Genomic DNA, 19,449 nt, shown 5'->3' with positions numbered 1-19,449 from the left:
CGCCGAACCCTGACAAGGAAACAGCATGGCCGGAAACAGCATCGGACAATTTTTTCGAGTAACTACCTTTGGCGAGTCCCACGGTCTTGCGCTGGGCTGCATCGTTGATGGGGTGCCACCGGGCATCCCCCTGACCGAAGCGGATATCCAGCATGACCTCGACCGTCGTCGTCCTGGCACCTCGCGCTACACCACGCAGCGTCGCGAGCCGGATCAGGTGAAAATTTTGTCCGGTGTGTTTGAGGGTGTGACCACCGGCACCTCTATTGGCCTGCTGATTGAGAACACCGATCAGCGGTCGCAGGATTATGGCGCGATCAAAGATCTCTTCCGTCCCGGCCATGCCGATTACACCTACGAGCAGAAATATGGTCAGCGCGACTACCGTGGCGGTGGCCGCTCTTCGGCGCGTGAAACCGCGATGCGCGTGGCCGCCGGTGCGATAGCGAAGAAGTATCTGCAGATGAAACATGGTGTGGTGGTGCGCGGCTATCTGGCGCAGATCGGGGATATCGCCTGTGAGCTGAAAGACTGGAGCATCGTGGAAGAGAATCCCTTCTTCTGCCCGGATGCGGAGAAGCTGGAGGCGCTGGATGAACTGATGCGCGGCCTGAAAAAAGAGGGCGACTCCATCGGGGCTAAAGTCACGGTCATGGCTGACAACGTGCCGCCTGGCCTGGGCGAACCGGTCTTTGACCGTCTGGATGCCGACCTGGCGCACGCGCTGATGAGCATCAACGCGGTAAAAGGGGTGGAGATCGGTGACGGCTTCGCGGTGGTCAGCCAGCGCGGCAGCCAGCATCGGGATGAAATCCGTCACGATGGTTTCCAGAGTAACCACGCCGGCGGCATTCTGGGCGGCATCAGCAGCGGCCAGACCATCAGCGCCAACCTCGCAATGAAACCGACCTCCAGCATCACCGTGCCGGGTAAAACCATTACCCGCAACGGCGAAGAGGTGGAGATGATCACCAAAGGCCGCCACGATCCCTGCGTCGGGATCCGCGCCGTGCCGATCGCCGAGGCGATGATGGCGATCGTCCTGATGGATCATCTGCTGCGCCAGCGGGCGCAGAACGGTGACGTTAACAGCACCGTGCCGCGCTGGTGATGGCATGAAGGCACTTCTGCTTACTCTGAGCGCGCTGTTGTTCAGCGCCTCCAGCCTGGCGGCGACGCCGTGGCAGCGTATTCAGCAGCCGATCAGCGGCACACCGCAGTCCATCGGCGGCTTTGCGAATGGCTGTATTATTGGCGCCCGGGCACTGCCGCTCAATTCACCCGACTATCAGGTGATGCGTCAGGATCAGCGTCGTTATTTCGGTCATCCCGATCTGATTGCGTTTATTCAGCGGCTGACGACCCGCGTGCACAACCTGCAGCTGGGCAATGTTCTGATTGGGGATATGGGCATGGCGGCTGGCGGACGTTTCAGCAGCGGTCACGCCAGCCATCAGACCGGGCTGGATGTCGATATCTGGCTGCAACTGCCGAAAACCCGCTGGACCGCGCAGCAGCTGCTGAAGCCGCAGCCGCTGGATCTGGTCGGGCCGGGTGATAAAAACGTGATTGCGCGCCACTGGCAGCCGGAAATCGACAGCCTGATTAAACTGGCGGCGAAAGATGATGATGTCACGCGCATCTTCGTCAACCCGGCGATTAAAAAGCAGCTTTGTGCGGATGCCGGTGCCGATCGTGACTGGCTGCGCAAAGTGCGCCCCTGGTTCGCGCATCGGGCGCACATGCATGTGCGGCTGCGCTGCCCGACCGGCAGTATCGGCTGTGAAGATCAGCCGCCACCGCCTCCGGGCGATGGCTGTGGCGCAGAACTGCAGAGCTGGTTCCTGCCGAAGCAGCCCGGATCGGGCGCGCCGGTGAAACGTGAACCGCCGCCGTTACCGCCTGCCTGTCAGGCTCTGCTGGATAAACATCTACTGTAAGGGATTCCATGGAGTGGTTCGTGGTCAGTCCGCTGCTGGTCGGGCTGCTGTTTCTGATTGCCATGCTCGCCGGTTTTATTGACTCGATTGCGGGTGGCGGGGGGTTACTGACGGTGCCGTCGCTGCTGGCGGCGGGTCTCTCACCGGCTCAGGCGCTGGCGACCAATAAACTGCAATCGGTCGGCGGGTCGTTCTCCGCCAGCCTCTACTTTGTGCGACGCGGCGCAGTTAATCTGAGTGAGCAGTGGCTGAATATCGCCATGACGCTGCTGGGGTCCGTGCTGGGGGCGGTGCTGATCCAGCGCCTGCAGGCGGACTTTCTGCGTCAGATGCTGCCGCTGTTTTTGATCGCGATTGGTTTATGGTTTCTGCTGATGCCGCGTCTCGGTGAAGAAGACCGGGCGCGTCGCCTGCACGGCCTCGCCTATGCGCTGGTCGGGGGCGGTGCCGTGGGCTTCTATGACGGATTTTTCGGGCCGGGCGCGGGCTCTTTCTATGCGCTGGCCTTTGTCACGCTCTGCGGTTACAACCTGGCGAAGGCGACAGCCCATGCCAAAGTTCTCAACTTCACCTCTAACGTGGGCAGTCTGTTGTTCTTTATGTTCGGCGGCAAAGTGGTGTGGGGAACCGGCCTGATTATGATGCTCGGCGCGTTCTGCGGCGCGCGTCTGGGCGCCCGGCTGGTGCTGAGCCGCGGGCAGAAACTGATCCGCCCGATGGTGGTGATTGTCTCTGCCGTAATGAGCATAAAACTCCTGTGGGACAGCCATGGCAGCGCCGTGATGGCGTGGCTCTCCACACTGCAATCGTAACTTTTTACGTGATAACGTCATGAACCCGACCCATCATTATGAACAGCTGATTACGCTGTTCGATCGCTGCTTCAGCGATGAATTTCAGACACGCCTGATTAAAGGCGACGATGAACCGATCTATCTTCCTGCTGATGCAGAGTCGCCGTGGAACCGGGTGGTTTTTGCCCACGGCTTTTACGCCAGCGCCCTGCATGAGATCTCTCACTGGTGCATCGCCGGTGAGGCACGCCGTAAACTGGTCGATTTTGGCTACTGGTACTGCCCGGATGGCCGCGATGCGCTGACCCAGAGCCAGTTTGAAGCCGTTGAAGTGAAGCCACAGGCGCTGGAGTGGATGTTTTGTATGGCGGCGGGCTTTCCCTTCAACGTCAGTTGTGACAATCTCGACGGAGATTGTGAGCCGGATCGCATTGCGTTTCAGCGTAAGGTACATGCTCAGGTCATGAGCTATCTGACGGCGGGTATTCCCGCGCGTCCCGCGCGTTTTATTACCGCCCTGGCGGAATTTTATGGCAGGCCTTCATTAACAGCGGCGCAGTTTCCCTGGCCGGACGATCTGTGATGCAGGATGACATTATCAAAAGAGGAATTGAGATGATCGCAGAATTTGAAGCGCGTATCCTGGCCCTGATTGACGACATGGTCGAGCATGCCAGTGACGATGAACTGTTCGCCAGCGGTTATCTGCGCGGGCACCTGACCCTGGCGGTCGCTGAAGTGGAGCAGCTGGATGAGCATACGCCAGAAGCGCTGCAGGTTCAGGTGACCCGCAGCCTGCAGAACGCCATTGCCGCAGGCGAACTCTCACCGCGCGATCAGGCGCTGGTGGTCGGCATGTGGGACAACCTGTTTGTTCAGGCGCGCCAGCTCTCCGCATGATATGACAGGGCGGTAAGCGCCGCCCTGCAGACCCGCTTTACACCGCTTTCCCCTTCAGCAGTTTCCTGACCCAGTAGCGATTCGGATTGAGTGCTGCCAGCGTGGTCGCATCCAGCGGCTGTGGCTCACCTGCCAGCTGGGCGGCCAGCACCTCGGCTGCCAGCGGTGCGCTGCACAAGCCGCGTGAACCCAGCGCACCAAACAGATAAAGCCCCGGCAGATCGGGCGCGTCAGCAATCTGACTGCCTGCCGCAAGCCGGGCCGGTAAATCGGCATACTGTGCCAGCGTCGCGGCATAATCGGGCACGCCGCCCACCATCGGCAGGTGATCGCGCGTGGCGCAGCGCACGCCCATTCTGGCTTCTCCCTCACTGACATCCACCGTTTCCGCCCAGCGGCTGTCAGGCAGACAGTGCAGCAGTCGACTGCGATTCTCCTGCTGATCCGCCTCGCGATAACGCGTTGCGGTTTCACCACGATGGTAGCTGGCACCGATACAGTGGGTACCAAACTGGGTGCTGACCGGCGTCAGATAGCCGTCGTAACAGAGCACGGTCTGCAGCGCGCTGAGGGCCGGCGTGGCGGGAACATGGCTCACCTGACCCGCTACCGGGTAGGCTGGCAGCGGGGCGCTTTGCGCAAAGTCGGCGATCGCGTGACCGTTTGCCAGGACCACCGCAGAATGGTGAACCGCCGGGCGGTCGCTGAAGGTCAGCGTCCAGCCATCTTCCTCTTGAGAAAGCCCGCTCACCCGGTGCAGCCAGTGAATGCGTAAGCCCTGTGTTTCGCCATGGGCGAGCAGCGCGGTGGTCAGCTCAGCCGGTGAGAGCCAGCCGCCCTCCGGATAGAAAATGCCGCCGCAGCCCAGCGCTACCTTCGCCCGGTTTTCCGCCTCTGCGACATCGACGCCGCAGGCAAGGGTTTCAGGCAGATCCATCGCCAGCATCTGTTCGATCTTTTTGCGGCTCTTTTCATCCCAGCCCAGTTGCAGCACGCCACTCCACTCATGCTCAAAAGTGGCCCCGGTCTGGTCGTAGAGTCGCCGGGCAAAGCTGAATGCCGCCGGGAAGAAGGTGGCGAGGGCCGGGTCGTGCTGATTGAGCAGCGGATAGAGTGCGCCCTGCCGGTTACCGGAGGCACCCAGCGCGGGCGCCTCATCGGCGCAGTAGAGCGTCACCCGCCAGCCACGGCGCAGCAGCGCCAGCGCCAGGGTCGCGCTGGCCACGCCGCCACCAATCAGGGCAACTTCCTGCTGCGCCGCCGGATGGCGATGATACCAGGGCTGCATGCCGGGGAGCAGAGGCGCATCCTGCAGGCTGCCGCACAGCATTTCGCGTTTCGGGCCAAATCCTTTGCGGCGGGTGACATCAAATCCCGCCTCCTGCAGACCGCGCCGCACAAACCCTGCAGCAGTAAAAGTCGCGAAAGTCCCCTGTGGACGCGCCAGCTTCGCCATCATGCTGAACAGCGCGGGCGTCCACATATCGGGATTCTTTGCGGGCGCGAAGCCATCGAGGAACCAGGCATCGACCTGACGATGCAGGCTCTCATCCACCTTTTCCATCAGCAGGTTGATATCGCCCAGCCACAGATCCAGCGTGATGCGCCCGCCGTCAAACAGCAGTCGCTGGCAGCCGGGCAGGGCAGCCGGCCACTGGGCCTGCAGCGCTTCTGCCCAGGGGGCAAGTTCGGGCCAGTGCTGATGCGCCGCGATCAGATCCGCGCGGGTTAACGGAAATTTCTCAAAGCTAATGAAATGCAGACGTTTTACTGTCGCACCAGGCTGCTCACGCTGAAAGGCGTCAAAGGCCTGCCACAGAGTAAGAAAATTAAGGCCGGTACCAAACCCGCTTTCCGCCACGATCAGGAGATCGCGCGGATGCGCCGCAAAACGCTGCGGGAAACCGTTGCCGCCAAGGAACACATAGCGTGTCTCTTCCAGACCATTGTCGTTAGAGAAATAGACGTCGCCAAACGCTCGGGAAACAGGTGTACCCTGTTCATTCCAGTTTAGCTGCGCATGTTTAACCGGGGTTAATTTCACGGGAAAGGCTCGTTTTTCAGGCAGTGGCGCGATTTTAACGACCCAGGTCACATGACGCAAATTTACAAAAGGAAATAGCTGATCGGACTTGTTCGGCGTACAAGTGTACGCTAGAGTGCATGCCAATTACGAAGAAGTGGATGAGGAAGATTGAATGAAACGTGCTGTGATTACTGGCTTAGGGATCGTTTCCAGTATTGGTAATAACCAGCAGGAAGTGCTGTCATCTCTGCGTGAAGGACGCTCTGGCATCACCTTTTCTGAAGAGATGAAAGATTCCGGCATGCGTAGTCACGTCTGGGGTAACGTCAAATTAGATACCACCGGCCTCATCGATCGCAAAGTTGTGCGCTTTATGAGTGATGCGTCCATCTATGCTTATCTCTCCATGGAAGAAGCGATTAAAGATTCCGGCCTGACTGATGAAATGTATCAGAGCAACCCGCGTGTAGGTCTGATTGCAGGTTCAGGCGGTGGTTCCCCGCGCTTCCAGGTCTTTGGTGCTGATGCAATGCGCAGCCCACGCGGCCTGAAAGCGGTTGGCCCTTACGTGGTCACCAAGGCGATGGCTTCTGGCGTCTCTGCCTGTCTCGCCACGCCATTCAAAATTCATGGCGTAAACTACTCGATCAGCTCCGCCTGTGCTACCTCTGCGCACTGTATCGGTAACGCCGTTGAGCAGATTCAGCTGGGCAAACAGGATATCGTTTTTGCCGGCGGCGGCGAAGAGCTCTGCTGGGAAATGGCCTGTGAGTTCGACGCCATGGGCGCGCTCTCCACCCGTTACAACGACACACCAGAAAAAGCGTCACGCACCTATGACAACGAGCGCGACGGTTTTGTTATCGCCGGTGGCGGTGGCATGGTGGTGGTTGAAGAGCTGGAGCATGCGCTGGCTCGCGGTGCACACATCTATGCCGAAATCGTCGGCTATGGTGCGACCTCTGACGGTGCAGACATGGTTGCGCCTTCAGGTGAAGGTGCGGTGCGCTGCATGAAGATGGCAATGAACGGCGTCGACACGCCAATCGACTATCTGAACAGCCACGGTACCTCTACGCCAGTGGGCGACGTGAAAGAGCTGGGTGCGATTCGTGAAGTGTTTGGCGAGAAAACCCCTTACATTTCAGCAACCAAAGCGATGACCGGTCACTCACTGGGTGCGGCTGGCGTACAGGAAGCGATTTACTCGCTGCTGATGCTGGAGCATGGCTTTATCGCGCCAAGCATCAACATCAACTCACTGGATGCAGCTGCCACCGGCATGAACATCGTGACTGAGCCGATGGAAAAAGAGCTGACGACCGTGATGTCTAACAGCTTTGGTTTCGGTGGCACCAACGCCACGCTGACCATGCGTAAATATCAGGCGTAATCTTTTACGTCAGCACGCTGAAGGGCCGGCTTTGCCGGCCCTTTTGTTTTCTGGCTTACGGTAAACCGGCGCCGGCCAGATTTATCCCTCCCGCTGCAGCAGCCTCAGCAGTTTATCGCACCCTGCCACAATCTCATCAGGCGTCAGCGCGGCGAAGCCGAGTATCCAGCCCTGCTGAGACGCGGAGCCGGCATAGAGCGGGCTGAGACGAGGCAACAGCAACCCCTGTTGTGCCGCGAGCGCGGTTAAGTGCGCTTCGTCCTGTTCCACTGTCACCGTCAGCTGGAGTCCGCCGCCACTGGCGATGGGCGTAATCCACGGTGAGAGCCGCTGCGCAATCTGCTCCAGCAACCGATCGCGACGGCTATGATAGAGCTGACGCATCAGCCGCAGATGAGTGGCAAAATGTCCCTGGTGCAGAAAAGCCGCGGTAATCGCCTGGGGCAGCAGGGCGCTGTGTCCATCCAGCACGCTGCGAGCCTGGCCCAGAGGGGCAGTCAGCGCGGGAGGCACCACCATCCACGCCAGACGCAGTGAAGGGAACAGCGATTTCGAAAAGGTGCCGAGCGTAATGACCCGCTGATGACGGTCCAGTCCCTGCAGCGCAGGAATCGGGCGCTCGTCATAATGAAACTCACTGTCGTAGTCATCTTCAATCAGCCAGCTTTGGTTGCGCTGCGCCCAGGCGAGCCAGGCGAGACGGCGGGGCAGGCTCAGCGTTACCCCGGTCGGATAGTGGTGTGAAGGGGTCAGATACATCAGCTTTGCACTGCCGTGACCCGGCACTGCGCCTTCGGCATCGACGGTTATCCCGTGCACCTTTGCGCCTGCGGCGAGCAGCGCGTTTCGTGCGCCGGGATAGCCTGGCTCCTCTATCCACACATCATCTCCGGGATCGACGAACATCATCGCCAGCAGCTGCAGCGCCTGTTGCGAACTGGTCAGGATAATCACCTGCTCCGGCTGGCACTGCATACCCCGCGAGAGCGCCAGATAATCAGCAATCGCACTGCGCAGCGGCAGGTAGCCGCAGGGATCGCCATATCCCATGGCGGCGCTGCCCAGCGAACGCTGCACGCTGCTGCTCAGGCGTCGCCAGCTGTCATGGGGAAAAGCGCGTAACTCCGGGGAACCGGCGGCAAAGGCGTGAGGAAACGGGGGATCCTGACAGCCTCCGCTTGCCAGCACCTGCTGCCCCCGCGCTGAGAAACGCGCGGGCTGAACGCGTGCCGCTGAAGCGGTGCCTGCGGGAATCGTGATGGCCACAAACGTTCCGCGACCGATCTCGCGTCGCAGATAGCCTTCGCTCTCAAGCTGACCATAGGCGGCTTCCACCGTGACGCGTGAAATCCGGAGATCCTGCGCCAGCTGGCGACTGGAGGGCAGCTGCTGACCGGCGTGCAGATGATGCCGGTTAATGGCCAGACGCAGGGTGGTGCAGAGGCGCTCACGCACGCCGCCGCTGGCCTGATGCTGGAAAAGCTGCAACAGCGGTGAACTCATATGGGTCTTATTCCTGGCGCAAAATGGGTATCAGCAGGCAGTCCACTCTGCCGTAAACTGCACACTCACTTCAACAGGAGAATCGCGATGTCATCTGTATTACATTTTCCCGCCGCCACGCCGCAGCAAAGCCTCGACTATCTGCAGGCAAAACTCGCTTATTATACAGACGCCTGGGATCTGGCGGAGGATCTGGCCCGGAATCTGCCCGGCATTCAGGTGATCGATGCGCGCGCACCGGCGGCTTATCGCGCCGGCCATATCAGCGGCGCGATTAATTTTCCCCACCGTGAGATCAATGCTTCCAGCTGCGAGCCGCTCGACCGCGACCGCGTTTATGTTACCTATTGCGACGGCATCGGCTGTAACGGCTCGACGAAAGCGGCTCTGAAGCTGGCGGAACTGGGATTTCAGGTGAAGGAGCTGACTGGCGGGCTGGATTTCTGGAAACGGGAAGGTCATCCGCTGACCTGGGGGGAGGCGCCGGGCGAATGGCCCGTCACCGCACCCGATGCATCCTGTGGCTGCTGACCTAAAGCACCAGCCAGAGCAGAAGGGTGATCACCACCAGCGCAACAAACAGACCCAGCAGGGGACGCTGCGCCAGGGGCTGCAGCGGTGACGGCAGCGAGGTGACAAAGGGCGACCAGATCGGCTGCGGTTTGATCTCACTGGCGGCCAGCGGCTGTTCGTGAACTTTCTCGGCACGATCGGCGCGACGGCTGAACAGGAAGTTCAGCAGATCCTGCGTCTGCGTCACGGTTAGCACCGTCTGCGGTGTGGCCTGAAAACGCTGCTGGCTGTACTCCTCCAGGCTATGCCGCTCGTGCTGATCCAGCGGCTGTTTCAGCGAGGCTTCCAGCAGCTGTAAGGTGGGTGCGCTGTGCTGACTCAGCGTCTGACGTACCTGCAGATACTGGGTGAGCAGCGGGAAGTGGCGCGAGGGGATGGGATCGCCGCTGGTCAGTCCGACCAGTTTCAGCGCCGCCGTCCAGAGTTTGCCAGTCGGTTCTCCGGTGGCGGCGGCCAGACGGACCACCTGCTGATTGAGCGTCTGATGCTCCGCCGGGAGCAGGGTCCGATCGCTGACGCGGCTCTGCTGCGGCTGCGGGATCGCCATCTGCCCGTTCTGCAGCATCGTCAGTACCTGACGCAGCTGGTCCTGGCTCAGCGAGCTCAGAACGGTCTGACCAAACTGCTGGCGGATAAAGTCACTCACCGCCTGACGGTTATTGCCCTTCGGCAGCAGTTCTGTGAGCTGAGTCATCAACTGACGCGTGGCATGGCCATTCTGCGCCTGAGTCAGACGACCATTCAGATACTGCTCCGCAGCCGGAAAGTGACGCGACTGCAGCTCCGCCTCACTCTTCACGCCCACCTCATGCCGGACGCCCGCCCAGAGTTCAGGTGCCTTAAGATTGCTGAGCGATAAGATCCGCACGATCAGGCGTTCTAATGTCGTGCGCTGAGCCGGGGAGAGGGGCTGTTCACCCGCCACAGAACCGTGACGTGTTACGCCGGTTTGCGGATTAAGAGATGAACGATCGCCGACCGGCACACCGGGGCCGCTGAGAGGTTGCATGGCGGATTCCTTGGGAAAACAGAACAGCGTCGGGTGCGCCGGAAAAAGAATAGGCCATGATAGCAAAAGCCCCCGCGAAATCCCACGGGGGACGCACAGTTCAGCGTGAGATTTACTCTTCAGCCAGTCTGAGGCGATAGCGACGCCAGCGTTTCCAGATCGGTGGCAGAATCAGCACCGAAATCGCCAGCACCAGCAGCACTTTGCAGATAGGACTTTCCCACAGAATAACCAGGTTACCGTTACTGATTGAGAGGGCACGACGCAGGTTCTGCTCCAGCATCTCACCCAGCACAAAGCCCAGAATCAGCGGCGACATCGGAAAGTCCATCTTGCGCAGAATATAACCAAAGATTCCCAGGCCGACCATCAGGAGCAAATCGAAGGTGGTGCTGTGCACGGCATAAACGCCCACCGCGGAGATGGCGGCAATGGCCGGCACCAGGAACCAGAGCGGAATGCTCAGCATCCGGGCGAAAACATTGATCATCGGAATGTTCATCACCAGCAGCATAACGTTGCCAATCAGCAGTGCCGCGATCAGACCCCAGACGATATCTGGCTGCTCAACAAACATCGCCGGACCTGGCGTGATGTTATAGAGCGTTAAAGCGCCGACCATCACCGCTGTGGTGCCGGAGCCGGGGATACCCAGCGTCAGCATCGGGATAAAGGAGCCACAGGCTGAGGCATTGTTTGCCGCTTCCGGTGCGGCCACACCGCGAATATCCCCTTTCCCGAACTGCTCACTGCCGCTGATTTTTTTCTCCGTCATGTAGGCGATAGCACTGGCAATGGTCGCTCCGGCACCAGGCAGAACGCCGACAAAGAACCCCAGAAAAGAGGAGCGTAGCGTCGCGCCTGTGGCCATCGCCGCCTCTTTCATGTTGAACATCATGCGGCCGGTTGCCCGCACCGCTTTCTGGCCGCTACTGGTCGACTCGAGCATCAGCAAAATTTCACTGACCGAGAACAGACCAATGACAACGACCACAAACTGAATGCCGTCAGAGAGATGAACGCTGTCAAACGTGAAGCGATAGACGCCGGTATTGGCATCCACCCCGACCGTGGCCATGCCCAGGCCAATGAGCGCCGAAAGAAAAGATTTCAGCGGATTGTGGCTCATCATGCTGCCCAGGCAGGCGATGGCAAACACCATCAGGGCAAAGTACTCTGCCGGTCCAAACGCCAGTGACCAGCTGGCCAGCAGCGGGGCGAAGAGAATAATGCCGACGATGGCAATCGTAGAGCCAACAAACGAGCTGACCGCCGAAATGGAGAGCGCGACGCCCGCTTTGCCCTGCTGCGCCATCGGATACCCATCCAGCGCGGTCATGATTGCGCCGGCATCGCCCGGAACGTTGAGCAGAATGGAGGAGATGCGCCCGCCATACTCACAGCCGATATAAACCGTGGCCAGCAGAATCAGCGCCGACTCGGCCGGCAGGTGCAGCGCAAAAGCCAGCGGCATCAGAATGGCTACGCCATTGATTGGCCCCAGGCCAGGCAGCAGGCCAACAATGGTGCCGATAAAGCAGCCGATCAGGGCGATCAGCAGATTCTCTGGCGTCATGGCGACGGCAAAGCCCTGCATTAAAAAGGACCAGGTATCCATGATGCTCTCCTTAACTCAGCCAGCTGCCGACCGGAAGGGTGACTTCCAGCAGACGGTCAAATGCGTAAAACAGCGAGGTGCCCATCACCAGCCCGGCCAGCGCGGCGGCCCACCAGCGCGCCCCAAACAGCAGGCCGATGCCAAAGGTCAGCAGCGTCGTGCAGATGGCAAAGCCCAGCGTCTCAAACAGCCAGCCATAGAGCATCATCATCAGCGCCAGCGCTACCAGTCGTTTCAGCGTGCCAGCTGCGGGCCACTGAATGGTGTCCGGTTTTCGAAAGAGCATCAGCAGGGCGCAGATGGCCATCAGGCCAAGGATCCCCATCGGGAAAGGACGCGGCCCCACGGGTTCGTAGCTGTATTCACTCTGAATCTGCCAGGCCATCACCATGCCGCCAAGGCAGAGCGCCAGCCACAGGCTGGCAAAAATGCGATCGCTCATCATCTGCTCCCGTTATTTGGCCAGACCAAAGGATTTGGCCTGCTCACGGTAATCCGCCACCAGCTTCTTCACGTAGCTGTCGAGTGCCTGGCCTGTCAGGTTAAATTCGAACAGTCCGCGCAGATCACGCTGCTTTTTGAACTCCGGCGTCTCAGCCATTTTTTTAAAGGCCTGTTCCCACCACTGATAATCCGCATCACTGACTTTTGGACCGAGGTAATAGCCACGAATAATCGGCCAGACGATATTGAAACCCTGCTCTTTTGCCGTGGGTACCCCGGCCAGCTGACCCGGCAGACGCTGATCGGACATTACGGCCAGCACCCGCATTTTGCCGCCCTGCAGATGCGGCACCATCTCACTCATATCACCTGAGACCACCTGAATATGGTTTCCGAGCAGGGCGGTTACCGGCTCACCGCCGCCTTCAAAGGCGACATAACGCATTTTGCGTGGATCGATTCCCGCTTCGCGCGCCAGCAACGCCGTTTTCATCCAGTCCTGACTGCCTATTGACGCACCGGCACCGACCACCACTTTGGTCGGATCGGCTTTCATCGCCGTCATCAGCTCACCTAACGTTTTCCACGGTGCATCCTCACGAACGGCCACCATGCCGTAATCGGTACCCACTGCCGCCAGCCACTTAACGTCGTCCACGGTATAACGACCAAACTTACCCTGTGAAAGGTTCAGCAGTGAGCCGCCAGAGAAGGCGACAACGGTGCCCGCTTCAGCCGGCCGCTGGGCAATAATCGCGTTGTAGGCCACCGCGCCGACACCGCCGGGCATGTAGGTGACACGCATCGGCGTCTTAATTTGTCCGGTTTCCTGAAGAGAGACCTGCAATAGCTTGCAGGTGAGATCGAACCCGCCACCCGGTTTAGCTGGCGCGATACATTCGGTGCGACCGGGCTCCCCGGCGGCAACGAGGGGGGTTGCCATCAGCGACAGCAGGGTAGTGGCAAGGGCGGTATGGATGATTTTTTTCATCTTATGCTCCATTCATTCTTCCAGAGTGTGATTGCCGCTGAAACATCAGCGTTACCGAATTGTTAAAACAGTTACCTTTCATTTACCTTTCAGTGCGCGGATTTAATAGCAGGATGTGATATGCGTCTCTTACTGGTTGAAGATACGGAAGACCTGGCACGCTGGCTGGAAAAAGCTCTCACCCAAAAAGGGTTCGCCGTCGACCGGGTCGCGGATGGAATGGCGGCCGACCATGCTTTGCAATGTGAAGCCTATGCACTGGTCGTGCTCGATATTTCACTGCCACGCATGGATGGACTGGAGGTGCTGGCACGGTTGCGGCGACGCGGACAAAGTGTGCCGGTATTGCTACTGACTGCACGCAGTGCGCTGGACGATCGTGTACGGGGTCTGAACCTGGGGGCAGATGACTACCTGACGAAACCCTTTGAAATGGATGAACTCGAAGCGCGGTTACGGGCGCTGCTGCGACGCAGTCAGAGTCACACATCGCAAAACCAGTCACTGGGTCAGCTGGTGCTGGATGGCGAAGGCTATTTTCTGCTGGCAGACAGACCCCTGGCGCTGACGCCGCGGGAAGCAAGCATCCTGACGACACTCATGCAGCGGCAGGGCAGGCCGGTTTCGCGTCAGTCACTGTACGAGCAGACCTTTACCCTGTCAGATGAAGCCAGCCCGGAGAGTATCGAGCTCTATGTACATCGGGTGCGTAAAAAGCTGGCAGGCAGCAACGTGGCGATCGTGACCCTGCGCGGGCTGGGTTACAGCCTGGAAACGCTCTCATGCGGCTGATTCATTCGCTACGGGGTGAGCTGCTGGCATGGTTTGGCCTGCCACTTTTACTGCTCTGGGCGCTCTCAGTCTATACCCACTATCAGAGCGGGCTGGCGGCCGCTAATCAGGCTTATGACCGTTCGCTGCTGGCGTCGGCGCGAACGGTGGCAGAACGGCTGGTGGTGCGGGAACAGCATCTGGAGGTTGATGTGCCGTGGGTTGTGCTCGACAGCTTCGAACGTAACATGAACGATCAGCTCTTTTATCAGGTGATTTCACCGCAGGGAAAAACGTTATCGGGCTATAACGATCTGCCGCCCATACCCATCACCAGCAAAATGTCGAACGCTTATCCCGCACTGGTGCATTTTTATGATGGACGCTATCACCAGCATCGGATTCGCGTTGCGGCATTATGGCAGCCGGTGAGCGAAGCGGGAGTGGATGGCATGGCGCTGGTGCTGGTGGCTGAAACCATCAACTCACGTCAGGAGTTTGCCCGCCAGTTAATGCAAACTGCGCTGATCAGCCAGAGCGGACTGGTTCTGATGACACTGCTGCTGGCCAGCCTGATGCTGCGTCGGGTTTTGCGCCCGCTACGGCGGCTGTCGCGCATCGTGTTGCAGCGCGACGGTGGCGAATTAACGCCTCTTCCCTCCTTGCCGTGGTCAGAACTGCAACCGCTTATCATCGCCTTTAACCGCTATCTTGCCCGACTACGGGGACTGCTGGCGCGCCAGGATCGTTTCAGTGCTGACGCGGCACATCAGCTGCGCACACCGCTGACCATCCTCAAAACGCAGGTCAGCGTCGCGCTCAGCAGTGAGCGTCCTGAAGCCTGGCAGGAGAGTCTGCTCGGGATGCGTCATACACTGGATGAGACCATTATTCTGAGCGATCGGCTGTTACAGTTAGCCCGTATCAAAGCGCGTCATGGCGAGGATAAACCGATGGCGCGGGTTGATTTAGCGGCTGTCGTGCGTGATGCCTGTTTCAGCCGCTATATGGCGGCCCGTATCCGGCAGATCGATCTGGGTTTCGAAGGGGAAGAGAGCTGTCTGGTCAGGGGCGATGGCGTGCTGATTGGCGAACTGTGCGCCAACCTGCTGGACAATGCGATTAAATATACCCCCTGTCACGGCATTGTCACCGCGCGGGTGATTGTGGGGGGCCTTGAAATTGAGGATAGCGGGCCGGGCATTGAGGGGGCGGAGCAGCAGAAGGCGTTACAGCCATTTCAGCGGCTGGACAATGTCGGTATCCAGCCGGGAGCCGGTATCGGTCTCGCACTGGTGCAGGATATCTGTGCCTGGCATGGGGCAACCATGCACCTGGATCGCAGTCCGCTCCTGGGCGGACTGCGGGTGACCATCTTATTTAAAACTCACGCAGGTTAACCGATTTACACCGGGTTAAGGGCGTGCGCAGTCGCTGCGCCAGGATCACCCCGCCCAGCGTCAGCCCCCCGCCGATCCAGTGGTAGCTGTGCAGCTGCTCATGAAGAAACAGCACGGCGATAAGTGCCGTAAACAGCGGCGTCAGATTCATAAAGATGCTGGTGGTGCTCGCGCCGAGGCGCTGTACCCCGTGGATCCACAAAAATGGCGCGATAAGGGAGGCGAACAGGCCAGCAAACATCACCAGCGGCAGGTTATGCCGGTCAAGCGAGACATCAGGTGCCAGCAGAAAGCCGGGCAGCAGCATCAGGACACCAGCCAGAATCTGCACATAGAGGCTGTGCCAGATGGGCAGCGGCAGCGCCCAGCGCTTAGTCAGCACGCCATAAAGGGCATAGGCGGTGGAAGCCGCCAGCATCATCAGCTCCCCTTTTCCCAGTCCGTGATGCAGCAACTGCATCACGTTGCCCTCACTGACCAGCCACACCAGACCGCCAAAGGAGAGGATGCTGCCGAACAGGATGCCGGATGTCGGCGCAATACGCAGGATCACCACGCTCAGCAGGACGGTAAGCAGCGGGATCAGCGCGCCGATGATCCCCATGAAGAGGGCGCTGACACTGTGCGCCGCGTAATAGGCGAGGCTCTGGTAGAGCACCATGCCAAGCAGACCGAGTATCGCCAGCCGCCAGAGATGGGGCTTAATCGCCTGACGGGCGCGCCACACACCGGGCAGCACAAACGGCGTCAGCACCAGCAGCGCCAGCAGCCAGCGATAAAATGAGATGGCTGCCGGATCGATCGCGCTTGCCGACAGTTTGCTGACGATCGCGTTGATCGACCAGATCATTACCGCACCGAGCGGATAGAGAAAAAACATACGCACTCTCCTGAATCAGAATGCGACGCAGTGTACGCTTGTCCGGTTTTATCCAGATAGTTAATATCGGACAAAAATTTTAACAGAGCGGACAGAATGACTCTGAAAGTGACCTACCAGCCGCCCGCCGACGTCTCACAGCTGCGCTACTTTATGCGCTATGAACAGGCCAATGCCCGCACGGAATATCTGCCGCATGCCCATGCCTGGGGCCAGCTGATTCTGGTAAAAAGTTACGTGCTGGAGATGCAGGTAGAGGGTGAACGCCTGCTGACCCCGGCTGACATGCCGGTCTGGATCCCCCCGGGGCAGCAGCACAGCAGTTATAACCATCGTCAGGCGCAGTTCCGCACCTTTAATCTGGCGGCCCCGCTTTGCGCTGGTCTGCCGCAGCAGGCCTGCCTGATGCGAATCGACGCGATTGCACACGCCATTCTGGATACCTTTGCCGATCAACAGCTTGAACAGCCTGAAACCGAAGCGCAGTGGCGGCTGTGTGAGGTACTGCGCGATCGCCTGCTGCTGGCGGAGGTGCAGGAGAGTTATCTGCCCACCTCTCAGGATAAATTTCTGGCGCCGGTGCTCCATGCGCTTGAAGCCTGCCCGGGGGATAACACCACCCTGGCAGGCTGGGCGGCGCGGGTCTTTACCACCGAACGGACGCTGGCGCGGCGCTGCCAGCAGCAGCTTCACATGACGTTTGGTGAATGGCGGCAGCGGCTGCGCTTTCTGCGCGCCATCGTGCTGCTGGAGCAGGGCGAAAGCGTGCAGAGTATCGCCCATGAGCTGGGATACAGTTCCGCCTCGGCGCTGATTGTGATGTTTCAGCAGCAGGCGGGCACCACGCCGGAGCGCTACCGCGCCCGGTTAGGCTAACGCGGTGCTTTGTGCCAGAATAATTGCCTCTCATGCAACAGACAGGAAAGCCGTGGTGAAAATTCTGGTCGATGAAAATATGCCTTATGCCCGTGAGTTGTTCAGCCGGACCGGCGACGTGGTCGCGGTGCCGGGACGTCCGCTGCCGGTGGATGAACTGGCCGATGCCAGCGGGCTAATGGTGCGCTCAGTGACGCAGGTGAATGAGGCGCTGCTGGCGGGCAAGCCGGTGAAATTTGTCGGCACCGCCACGGCGGGCACCGATCATATCGACGAGGCCTGGCTTCAGCAGGCCGGCATTGCGTTCTCTGCGGCGCCCGGCTGCAACGCCATTGCGGTAGTGGAGTACGTTTTCTCCGCGCTGCTGCTGCTGGCGGAACGTGATGGTTTCCAGCTGCGCGATCGTACGGTCGGCATCGTGGGTGTCGGCAACGTCGGTGGACGGCTGCAGAAGCGCCTGGAAGCCTGGGGCATCAAAACCCTGCTGTGCGATCCGCCGCGCGCCGATCGCGGTGACGAAGGGGATTTCCTGTCGCTGGAGGCGGTGACCGCGCAGGCCGATATCCTGACTTTCCACACGCCGCTGTTCAAAGAGGGGCCTTATAAGAGCTGGCACCTGGCCGATGCCGCGCTGCTGATGGCGCTGAAGCCCAACACTATTCTGATTAACGCCTGTCGCGGCCCGGTGGTCGACAACGTCGCGCTGCTGGAGGTGCTGAAAATGCGGCACGACCTTAGCGTGGTGCTGGATGTCTGGGAGCCGGAGCCGGATCTCTCTCTGGCGCTGCTGGACAGGGTCGACATCGCCACGCCACATATTGCAGGCTACACGCTGGAAGGCAAGGCTCGCGGTACGACCCAGGTGTTCGAAGCCTGGTGTGATTTTATCGGTCAGCCGCAGCAGGTGCCGCTCAGCACCCTGCTGCCGGAGCCGGAATTCAGTGAAATCACCCTGAATGGTCCGCTGGATCAGCCAACGCTGAAACGCCTGGCGCATCTGGTGTATGATGTGCGCCGCGATGATGCCCCCCTGCGAAAAGTGGCGGCGCAGCCCGGCGAATTTGATCGCCTGCGTAAGCAATATCTGGAGCGCCGTGAGTGGTCATCGCTGCGGGTGAAGTGTAATGACGCCACCACGGCTGAGATGCTGAATCAGCTGGGCTTTAACGCAATCCACTCTCCGGCGTAACCGGCGCGCGATGCCGCAGTGAACGCAGGCGGCGCTGCCGCGTGCCGGGTTAAGGAGGGGGATAAATCTGAATCCCTGGGCGGTGAATATCACCGCCTTCTGTTTTTATGTCATTGTCTGGAGTAAACCAACATGTCTGACGGCTGGAATATTGCGCTACTGGGCGCGACAGGCGCAGTAGGGAACGCTGTACTGGAACTGCTGGCGGAACGCCAGTTCCCGGTTGGTGAATTGTATTTGCTGGCCAGCGAAAATAGCGCGGGCGAAAACAAACGTTTCGAGGGCCGCACGTTGCGGGTCGAAAATGCAGAGACGTTCGACTGGTCGCAGGCGCAGCTGGCCTTTTTCGTCGCGGGACGTGACGCCTCAGCCCGTTTTGCGGAGGAAGCGGCCAACGCCGGGTGTCTGGTCATCGACAGCAGCGAGCTGTTTGCGCTGGAGCCGGATGTGCCGCTGGTGGTACCGGATGTGAACCCGCACGTGCTGGCAGATTACCGTAATCGCAATATCATCAGCGTGGCGGATAATCTGGTCAGCCAGCTGCTGACCGCGATTAAACCGCTGCTCGATGCGGCCGGACTGAGCCGCCTGCAGGTGACCAATCTGATCTCGGTCTCCAGCTACGGCAAAGTGGCAGTCGATGCGCTGGCCGGTGAAAGTGCCCGCCTGCTGAATGGCATCCCGGCCGACGATCACCATTTTGGTCGTCAGCTGGCGTTTAACCTGATGCCGCAACAGGCGGATGCGGAAGGCAGCGTTGAGAGTGAGCGCCGGATGGTTGAACAGGTGCGTAAAGTGCTGCAGGACGAAGGCCTGCCGATTGCGGTCAGCAGCGTTCAGGCGCCGGTCTTCTACGGAAATGCGCAGATCGTGCACATTGAAAACCTGCGTCCGCTCTCGGCTGAGGAAGCGCGTGCCGAACTGGCGCTGGCGTCTGACATTCGTCTCAGCGAAGAAGATGAGGTGCCGACGCCGGTTACGGATGCCTCAGGCAACGGCGAGCTCAGCATCGGCGCTGTGCGCAACGACTACGGCATCCCGGAGCTGCTGCAGTTCTGGTCCGTGGCGGATAACATCCGTTTCGGCGGCGCGCTGATGGCGGTGAAAACCGCAGAGAAACTGGTTCAGGAGTACCTGTAACC

General features: G+C 59.8%; 19 protein-coding genes. 12 read left to right on the top strand and 7 right to left on the bottom strand.

Annotated elements, in window-relative coordinates:
* Nucleotides 1-25 precede the first annotated feature (25 nt).
* The 5 genes from aroC to FJW00_RS02975 are packed head-to-tail and all read left to right on the top strand — an operon-like array spanning nt 26 to nt 3,634.
* Nucleotides 26-1,111 carry a chorismate synthase gene (gene aroC / locus FJW00_RS02995; protein ID WP_140923026.1) on the top strand — a complete coding sequence of 362 codons (1,086 nt, stop codon included), beginning with the start codon at nt 26-28 and terminating at the stop codon, nt 1,109-1,111.
* A gap of 4 nt (nt 1,112-1,115) precedes the next feature.
* Nucleotides 1,116-1,940 (top strand): penicillin-insensitive murein endopeptidase, encoded by an 825-nt coding sequence (gene mepA, locus FJW00_RS02990; protein ID WP_058956866.1) that lies wholly within the window; start codon nt 1,116-1,118, stop codon nt 1,938-1,940.
* 8 nt (nt 1,941-1,948) lie between these two features.
* Nucleotides 1,949-2,752, top strand: a complete 804-nt coding sequence (locus FJW00_RS02985) for a sulfite exporter TauE/SafE family protein (protein ID WP_009088951.1) — start codon at nt 1,949-1,951, stop codon at nt 2,750-2,752.
* A gap of 19 nt (nt 2,753-2,771) precedes the next feature.
* Nucleotides 2,772-3,317, top strand: coding sequence for an elongation factor P hydroxylase (locus FJW00_RS02980; protein ID WP_009088952.1), 546 nt, complete (start codon nt 2,772-2,774; stop codon nt 3,315-3,317).
* 32 nt (nt 3,318-3,349) lie between these two features.
* Complete coding sequence (locus tag FJW00_RS02975; RefSeq protein WP_009088954.1) at nt 3,350-3,634, top strand: YfcL family protein; 285 nt, start codon at nt 3,350-3,352, stop codon at nt 3,632-3,634.
* 37 nt (nt 3,635-3,671) lie between these two features.
* Here the strand turns inward: FJW00_RS02975 and mnmC are convergent, their stop codons facing one another.
* Nucleotides 3,672-5,678, bottom strand: coding sequence for a bifunctional tRNA (5-methylaminomethyl-2-thiouridine)(34)-methyltransferase MnmC2/FAD-dependent 5-carboxymethylaminomethyl-2-thiouridine(34) oxidoreductase MnmC1 (gene mnmC, locus FJW00_RS02970; RefSeq protein WP_140923025.1), 2,007 nt, complete (start codon nt 5,676-5,678; stop codon nt 3,672-3,674).
* A 154-nt stretch (nt 5,679-5,832) separates the two neighbouring features.
* Here mnmC and fabB point away from each other — a divergent pair, with 154 nt between their 5' ends.
* Nucleotides 5,833-7,053, top strand: a complete 1,221-nt coding sequence (gene fabB / locus FJW00_RS02965; RefSeq protein WP_009088958.1) for a beta-ketoacyl-ACP synthase I — start codon at nt 5,833-5,835, stop codon at nt 7,051-7,053.
* Between the two features lie 81 nt (nt 7,054-7,134).
* Here fabB and pdxR read toward each other — a convergent pair whose 3' ends face one another.
* Entirely contained in the window at nt 7,135-8,556 is a 1,422-nt protein-coding gene (gene pdxR / locus FJW00_RS02960) for a MocR-like pyridoxine biosynthesis transcription factor PdxR (RefSeq protein ID WP_140923024.1), read from the bottom strand.
* Nucleotides 8,557-8,643: 87 nt separating this feature from the next.
* Between pdxR and FJW00_RS02955 the strand changes: the two genes are divergently transcribed.
* Nucleotides 8,644-9,087, top strand: coding sequence for a rhodanese-like domain-containing protein (locus tag FJW00_RS02955; protein ID WP_046102291.1), 444 nt, complete (start codon nt 8,644-8,646; stop codon nt 9,085-9,087).
* A gap of 1 nt (nt 9,088) precedes the next feature.
* Here the strand turns inward: FJW00_RS02955 and flk are convergent, their stop codons facing one another.
* From flk to FJW00_RS02935, 4 genes are all read right to left on the bottom strand, one after another.
* A complete protein-coding gene (gene flk / locus FJW00_RS02950; RefSeq protein WP_058956869.1) occupies nt 9,089-10,138 on the bottom strand; it encodes a flagella biosynthesis regulator Flk in 1,050 nt (349 codons plus the stop codon).
* Between the two features lie 112 nt (nt 10,139-10,250).
* The gene (locus FJW00_RS02945) at nt 10,251-11,756 is read right to left on the bottom strand and encodes a tripartite tricarboxylate transporter permease (protein WP_140923023.1); all 1,506 of its coding nucleotides are present in this window, start codon (nt 11,754-11,756) and stop codon (nt 10,251-10,253) included.
* Nucleotides 11,757-11,766: 10 nt separating this feature from the next.
* Nucleotides 11,767-12,198: a tripartite tricarboxylate transporter TctB family protein gene (locus tag FJW00_RS02940; RefSeq protein ID WP_046102288.1), complete on the bottom strand. Its 432-nt coding sequence runs from the start codon at nt 12,196-12,198 to the stop codon at nt 11,767-11,769.
* Between the two features lie 12 nt (nt 12,199-12,210).
* Nucleotides 12,211-13,191 carry a Bug family tripartite tricarboxylate transporter substrate binding protein gene (locus FJW00_RS02935; RefSeq protein WP_140923022.1) on the bottom strand — a complete coding sequence of 327 codons (981 nt, stop codon included), beginning with the start codon at nt 13,189-13,191 and terminating at the stop codon, nt 12,211-12,213.
* 120 nt (nt 13,192-13,311) lie between these two features.
* Between FJW00_RS02935 and tctD the strand changes: the two genes are divergently transcribed.
* Both tctD and FJW00_RS02925 read left to right on the top strand, forming a co-directional pair.
* On the top strand, nt 13,312-13,983 hold the full coding sequence (tctD, locus tag FJW00_RS02930; protein ID WP_140923021.1) for a transcriptional regulator TctD: 672 nt from the start codon (nt 13,312-13,314) through the stop codon (nt 13,981-13,983).
* Nucleotides 13,974-15,362: a sensor histidine kinase gene (locus FJW00_RS02925; RefSeq protein WP_140923020.1), complete on the top strand. Its 1,389-nt coding sequence runs from the start codon at nt 13,974-13,976 to the stop codon at nt 15,360-15,362. The genes tctD and FJW00_RS02925 overlap by 10 nt, the downstream gene beginning before the upstream one ends.
* Here FJW00_RS02925 and FJW00_RS02920 read toward each other — a convergent pair.
* Nucleotides 15,343-16,242 carry a DMT family transporter gene (locus FJW00_RS02920; RefSeq protein ID WP_140029087.1) on the bottom strand — a complete coding sequence of 300 codons (900 nt, stop codon included), beginning with the start codon at nt 16,240-16,242 and terminating at the stop codon, nt 15,343-15,345. The two genes, FJW00_RS02925 and FJW00_RS02920, sit on opposite strands and share 20 nt — an antisense overlap.
* Before the next feature lie 96 nt (nt 16,243-16,338).
* Here FJW00_RS02920 and FJW00_RS02915 point away from each other — a divergent pair, with 96 nt between their 5' ends.
* The 3 genes from FJW00_RS02915 to FJW00_RS02905 all read left to right on the top strand — a co-directional run bounded on the left by FJW00_RS02915 (nt 16,339) and on the right by FJW00_RS02905 (nt 19,447).
* Complete coding sequence (locus tag FJW00_RS02915; protein WP_046102284.1) at nt 16,339-17,118, top strand: AraC family transcriptional regulator; 780 nt, start codon at nt 16,339-16,341, stop codon at nt 17,116-17,118.
* A 55-nt stretch (nt 17,119-17,173) separates the two neighbouring features.
* On the top strand, nt 17,174-18,307 hold the full coding sequence (gene pdxB / locus FJW00_RS02910; RefSeq protein WP_058956874.1) for a 4-phosphoerythronate dehydrogenase PdxB: 1,134 nt from the start codon (nt 17,174-17,176) through the stop codon (nt 18,305-18,307).
* Between the two features lie 132 nt (nt 18,308-18,439).
* Nucleotides 18,440-19,447, top strand: a complete 1,008-nt coding sequence (locus FJW00_RS02905; protein ID WP_140923019.1) for an aspartate-semialdehyde dehydrogenase — start codon at nt 18,440-18,442, stop codon at nt 19,445-19,447.
* The last annotated feature ends 2 nt before the right edge of the window (nt 19,448-19,449 follow it).

Origin of the sequence: Pantoea anthophila (genome assembly GCF_006494375.1) — a bacterium.
In the GTDB taxonomy this organism is placed as follows: domain Bacteria; phylum Pseudomonadota; class Gammaproteobacteria; order Enterobacterales; family Enterobacteriaceae; genus Pantoea; species Pantoea anthophila.
This window is presented reverse-complemented; position numbering and strand designations above follow the sequence as displayed.

Coding starts and splice junctions, on each gene's coding strand:
- aroC (WP_140923026.1), top strand. CDS start 26: ATGGCCGGAAACAGCATCGGACAATTTTTTCGAGTAACTACCTTTGGC.
- mepA (WP_058956866.1), top strand. CDS start 1,116: ATGAAGGCACTTCTGCTTACTCTGAGCGCGCTGTTGTTCAGCGCCTCC.
- FJW00_RS02985 (WP_009088951.1), top strand. CDS start 1,949: ATGGAGTGGTTCGTGGTCAGTCCGCTGCTGGTCGGGCTGCTGTTTCTG.
- FJW00_RS02980 (WP_009088952.1), top strand. CDS start 2,772: ATGAACCCGACCCATCATTATGAACAGCTGATTACGCTGTTCGATCGC.
- FJW00_RS02975 (WP_009088954.1), top strand. CDS start 3,350: ATGATCGCAGAATTTGAAGCGCGTATCCTGGCCCTGATTGACGACATG.
- fabB (WP_009088958.1), top strand. CDS start 5,833: ATGAAACGTGCTGTGATTACTGGCTTAGGGATCGTTTCCAGTATTGGT.
- pdxR (WP_140923024.1), bottom strand. CDS start 8,556: ATGAGTTCACCGCTGTTGCAGCTTTTCCAGCATCAGGCCAGCGGCGGC.
- FJW00_RS02955 (WP_046102291.1), top strand. CDS start 8,644: ATGTCATCTGTATTACATTTTCCCGCCGCCACGCCGCAGCAAAGCCTC.
- flk (WP_058956869.1), bottom strand. CDS start 10,138: ATGCAACCTCTCAGCGGCCCCGGTGTGCCGGTCGGCGATCGTTCATCT.
- FJW00_RS02945 (WP_140923023.1), bottom strand. CDS start 11,756: ATGGATACCTGGTCCTTTTTAATGCAGGGCTTTGCCGTCGCCATGACG.
- FJW00_RS02940 (WP_046102288.1), bottom strand. CDS start 12,198: ATGAGCGATCGCATTTTTGCCAGCCTGTGGCTGGCGCTCTGCCTTGGC.
- FJW00_RS02935 (WP_140923022.1), bottom strand. CDS start 13,191: ATGAAAAAAATCATCCATACCGCCCTTGCCACTACCCTGCTGTCGCTG.
- tctD (WP_140923021.1), top strand. CDS start 13,312: ATGCGTCTCTTACTGGTTGAAGATACGGAAGACCTGGCACGCTGGCTG.
- FJW00_RS02925 (WP_140923020.1), top strand. CDS start 13,974: ATGCGGCTGATTCATTCGCTACGGGGTGAGCTGCTGGCATGGTTTGGC.
- FJW00_RS02920 (WP_140029087.1), bottom strand. CDS start 16,242: ATGTTTTTTCTCTATCCGCTCGGTGCGGTAATGATCTGGTCGATCAAC.
- FJW00_RS02915 (WP_046102284.1), top strand. CDS start 16,339: ATGACTCTGAAAGTGACCTACCAGCCGCCCGCCGACGTCTCACAGCTG.
- FJW00_RS02905 (WP_140923019.1), top strand. CDS start 18,440: ATGTCTGACGGCTGGAATATTGCGCTACTGGGCGCGACAGGCGCAGTA.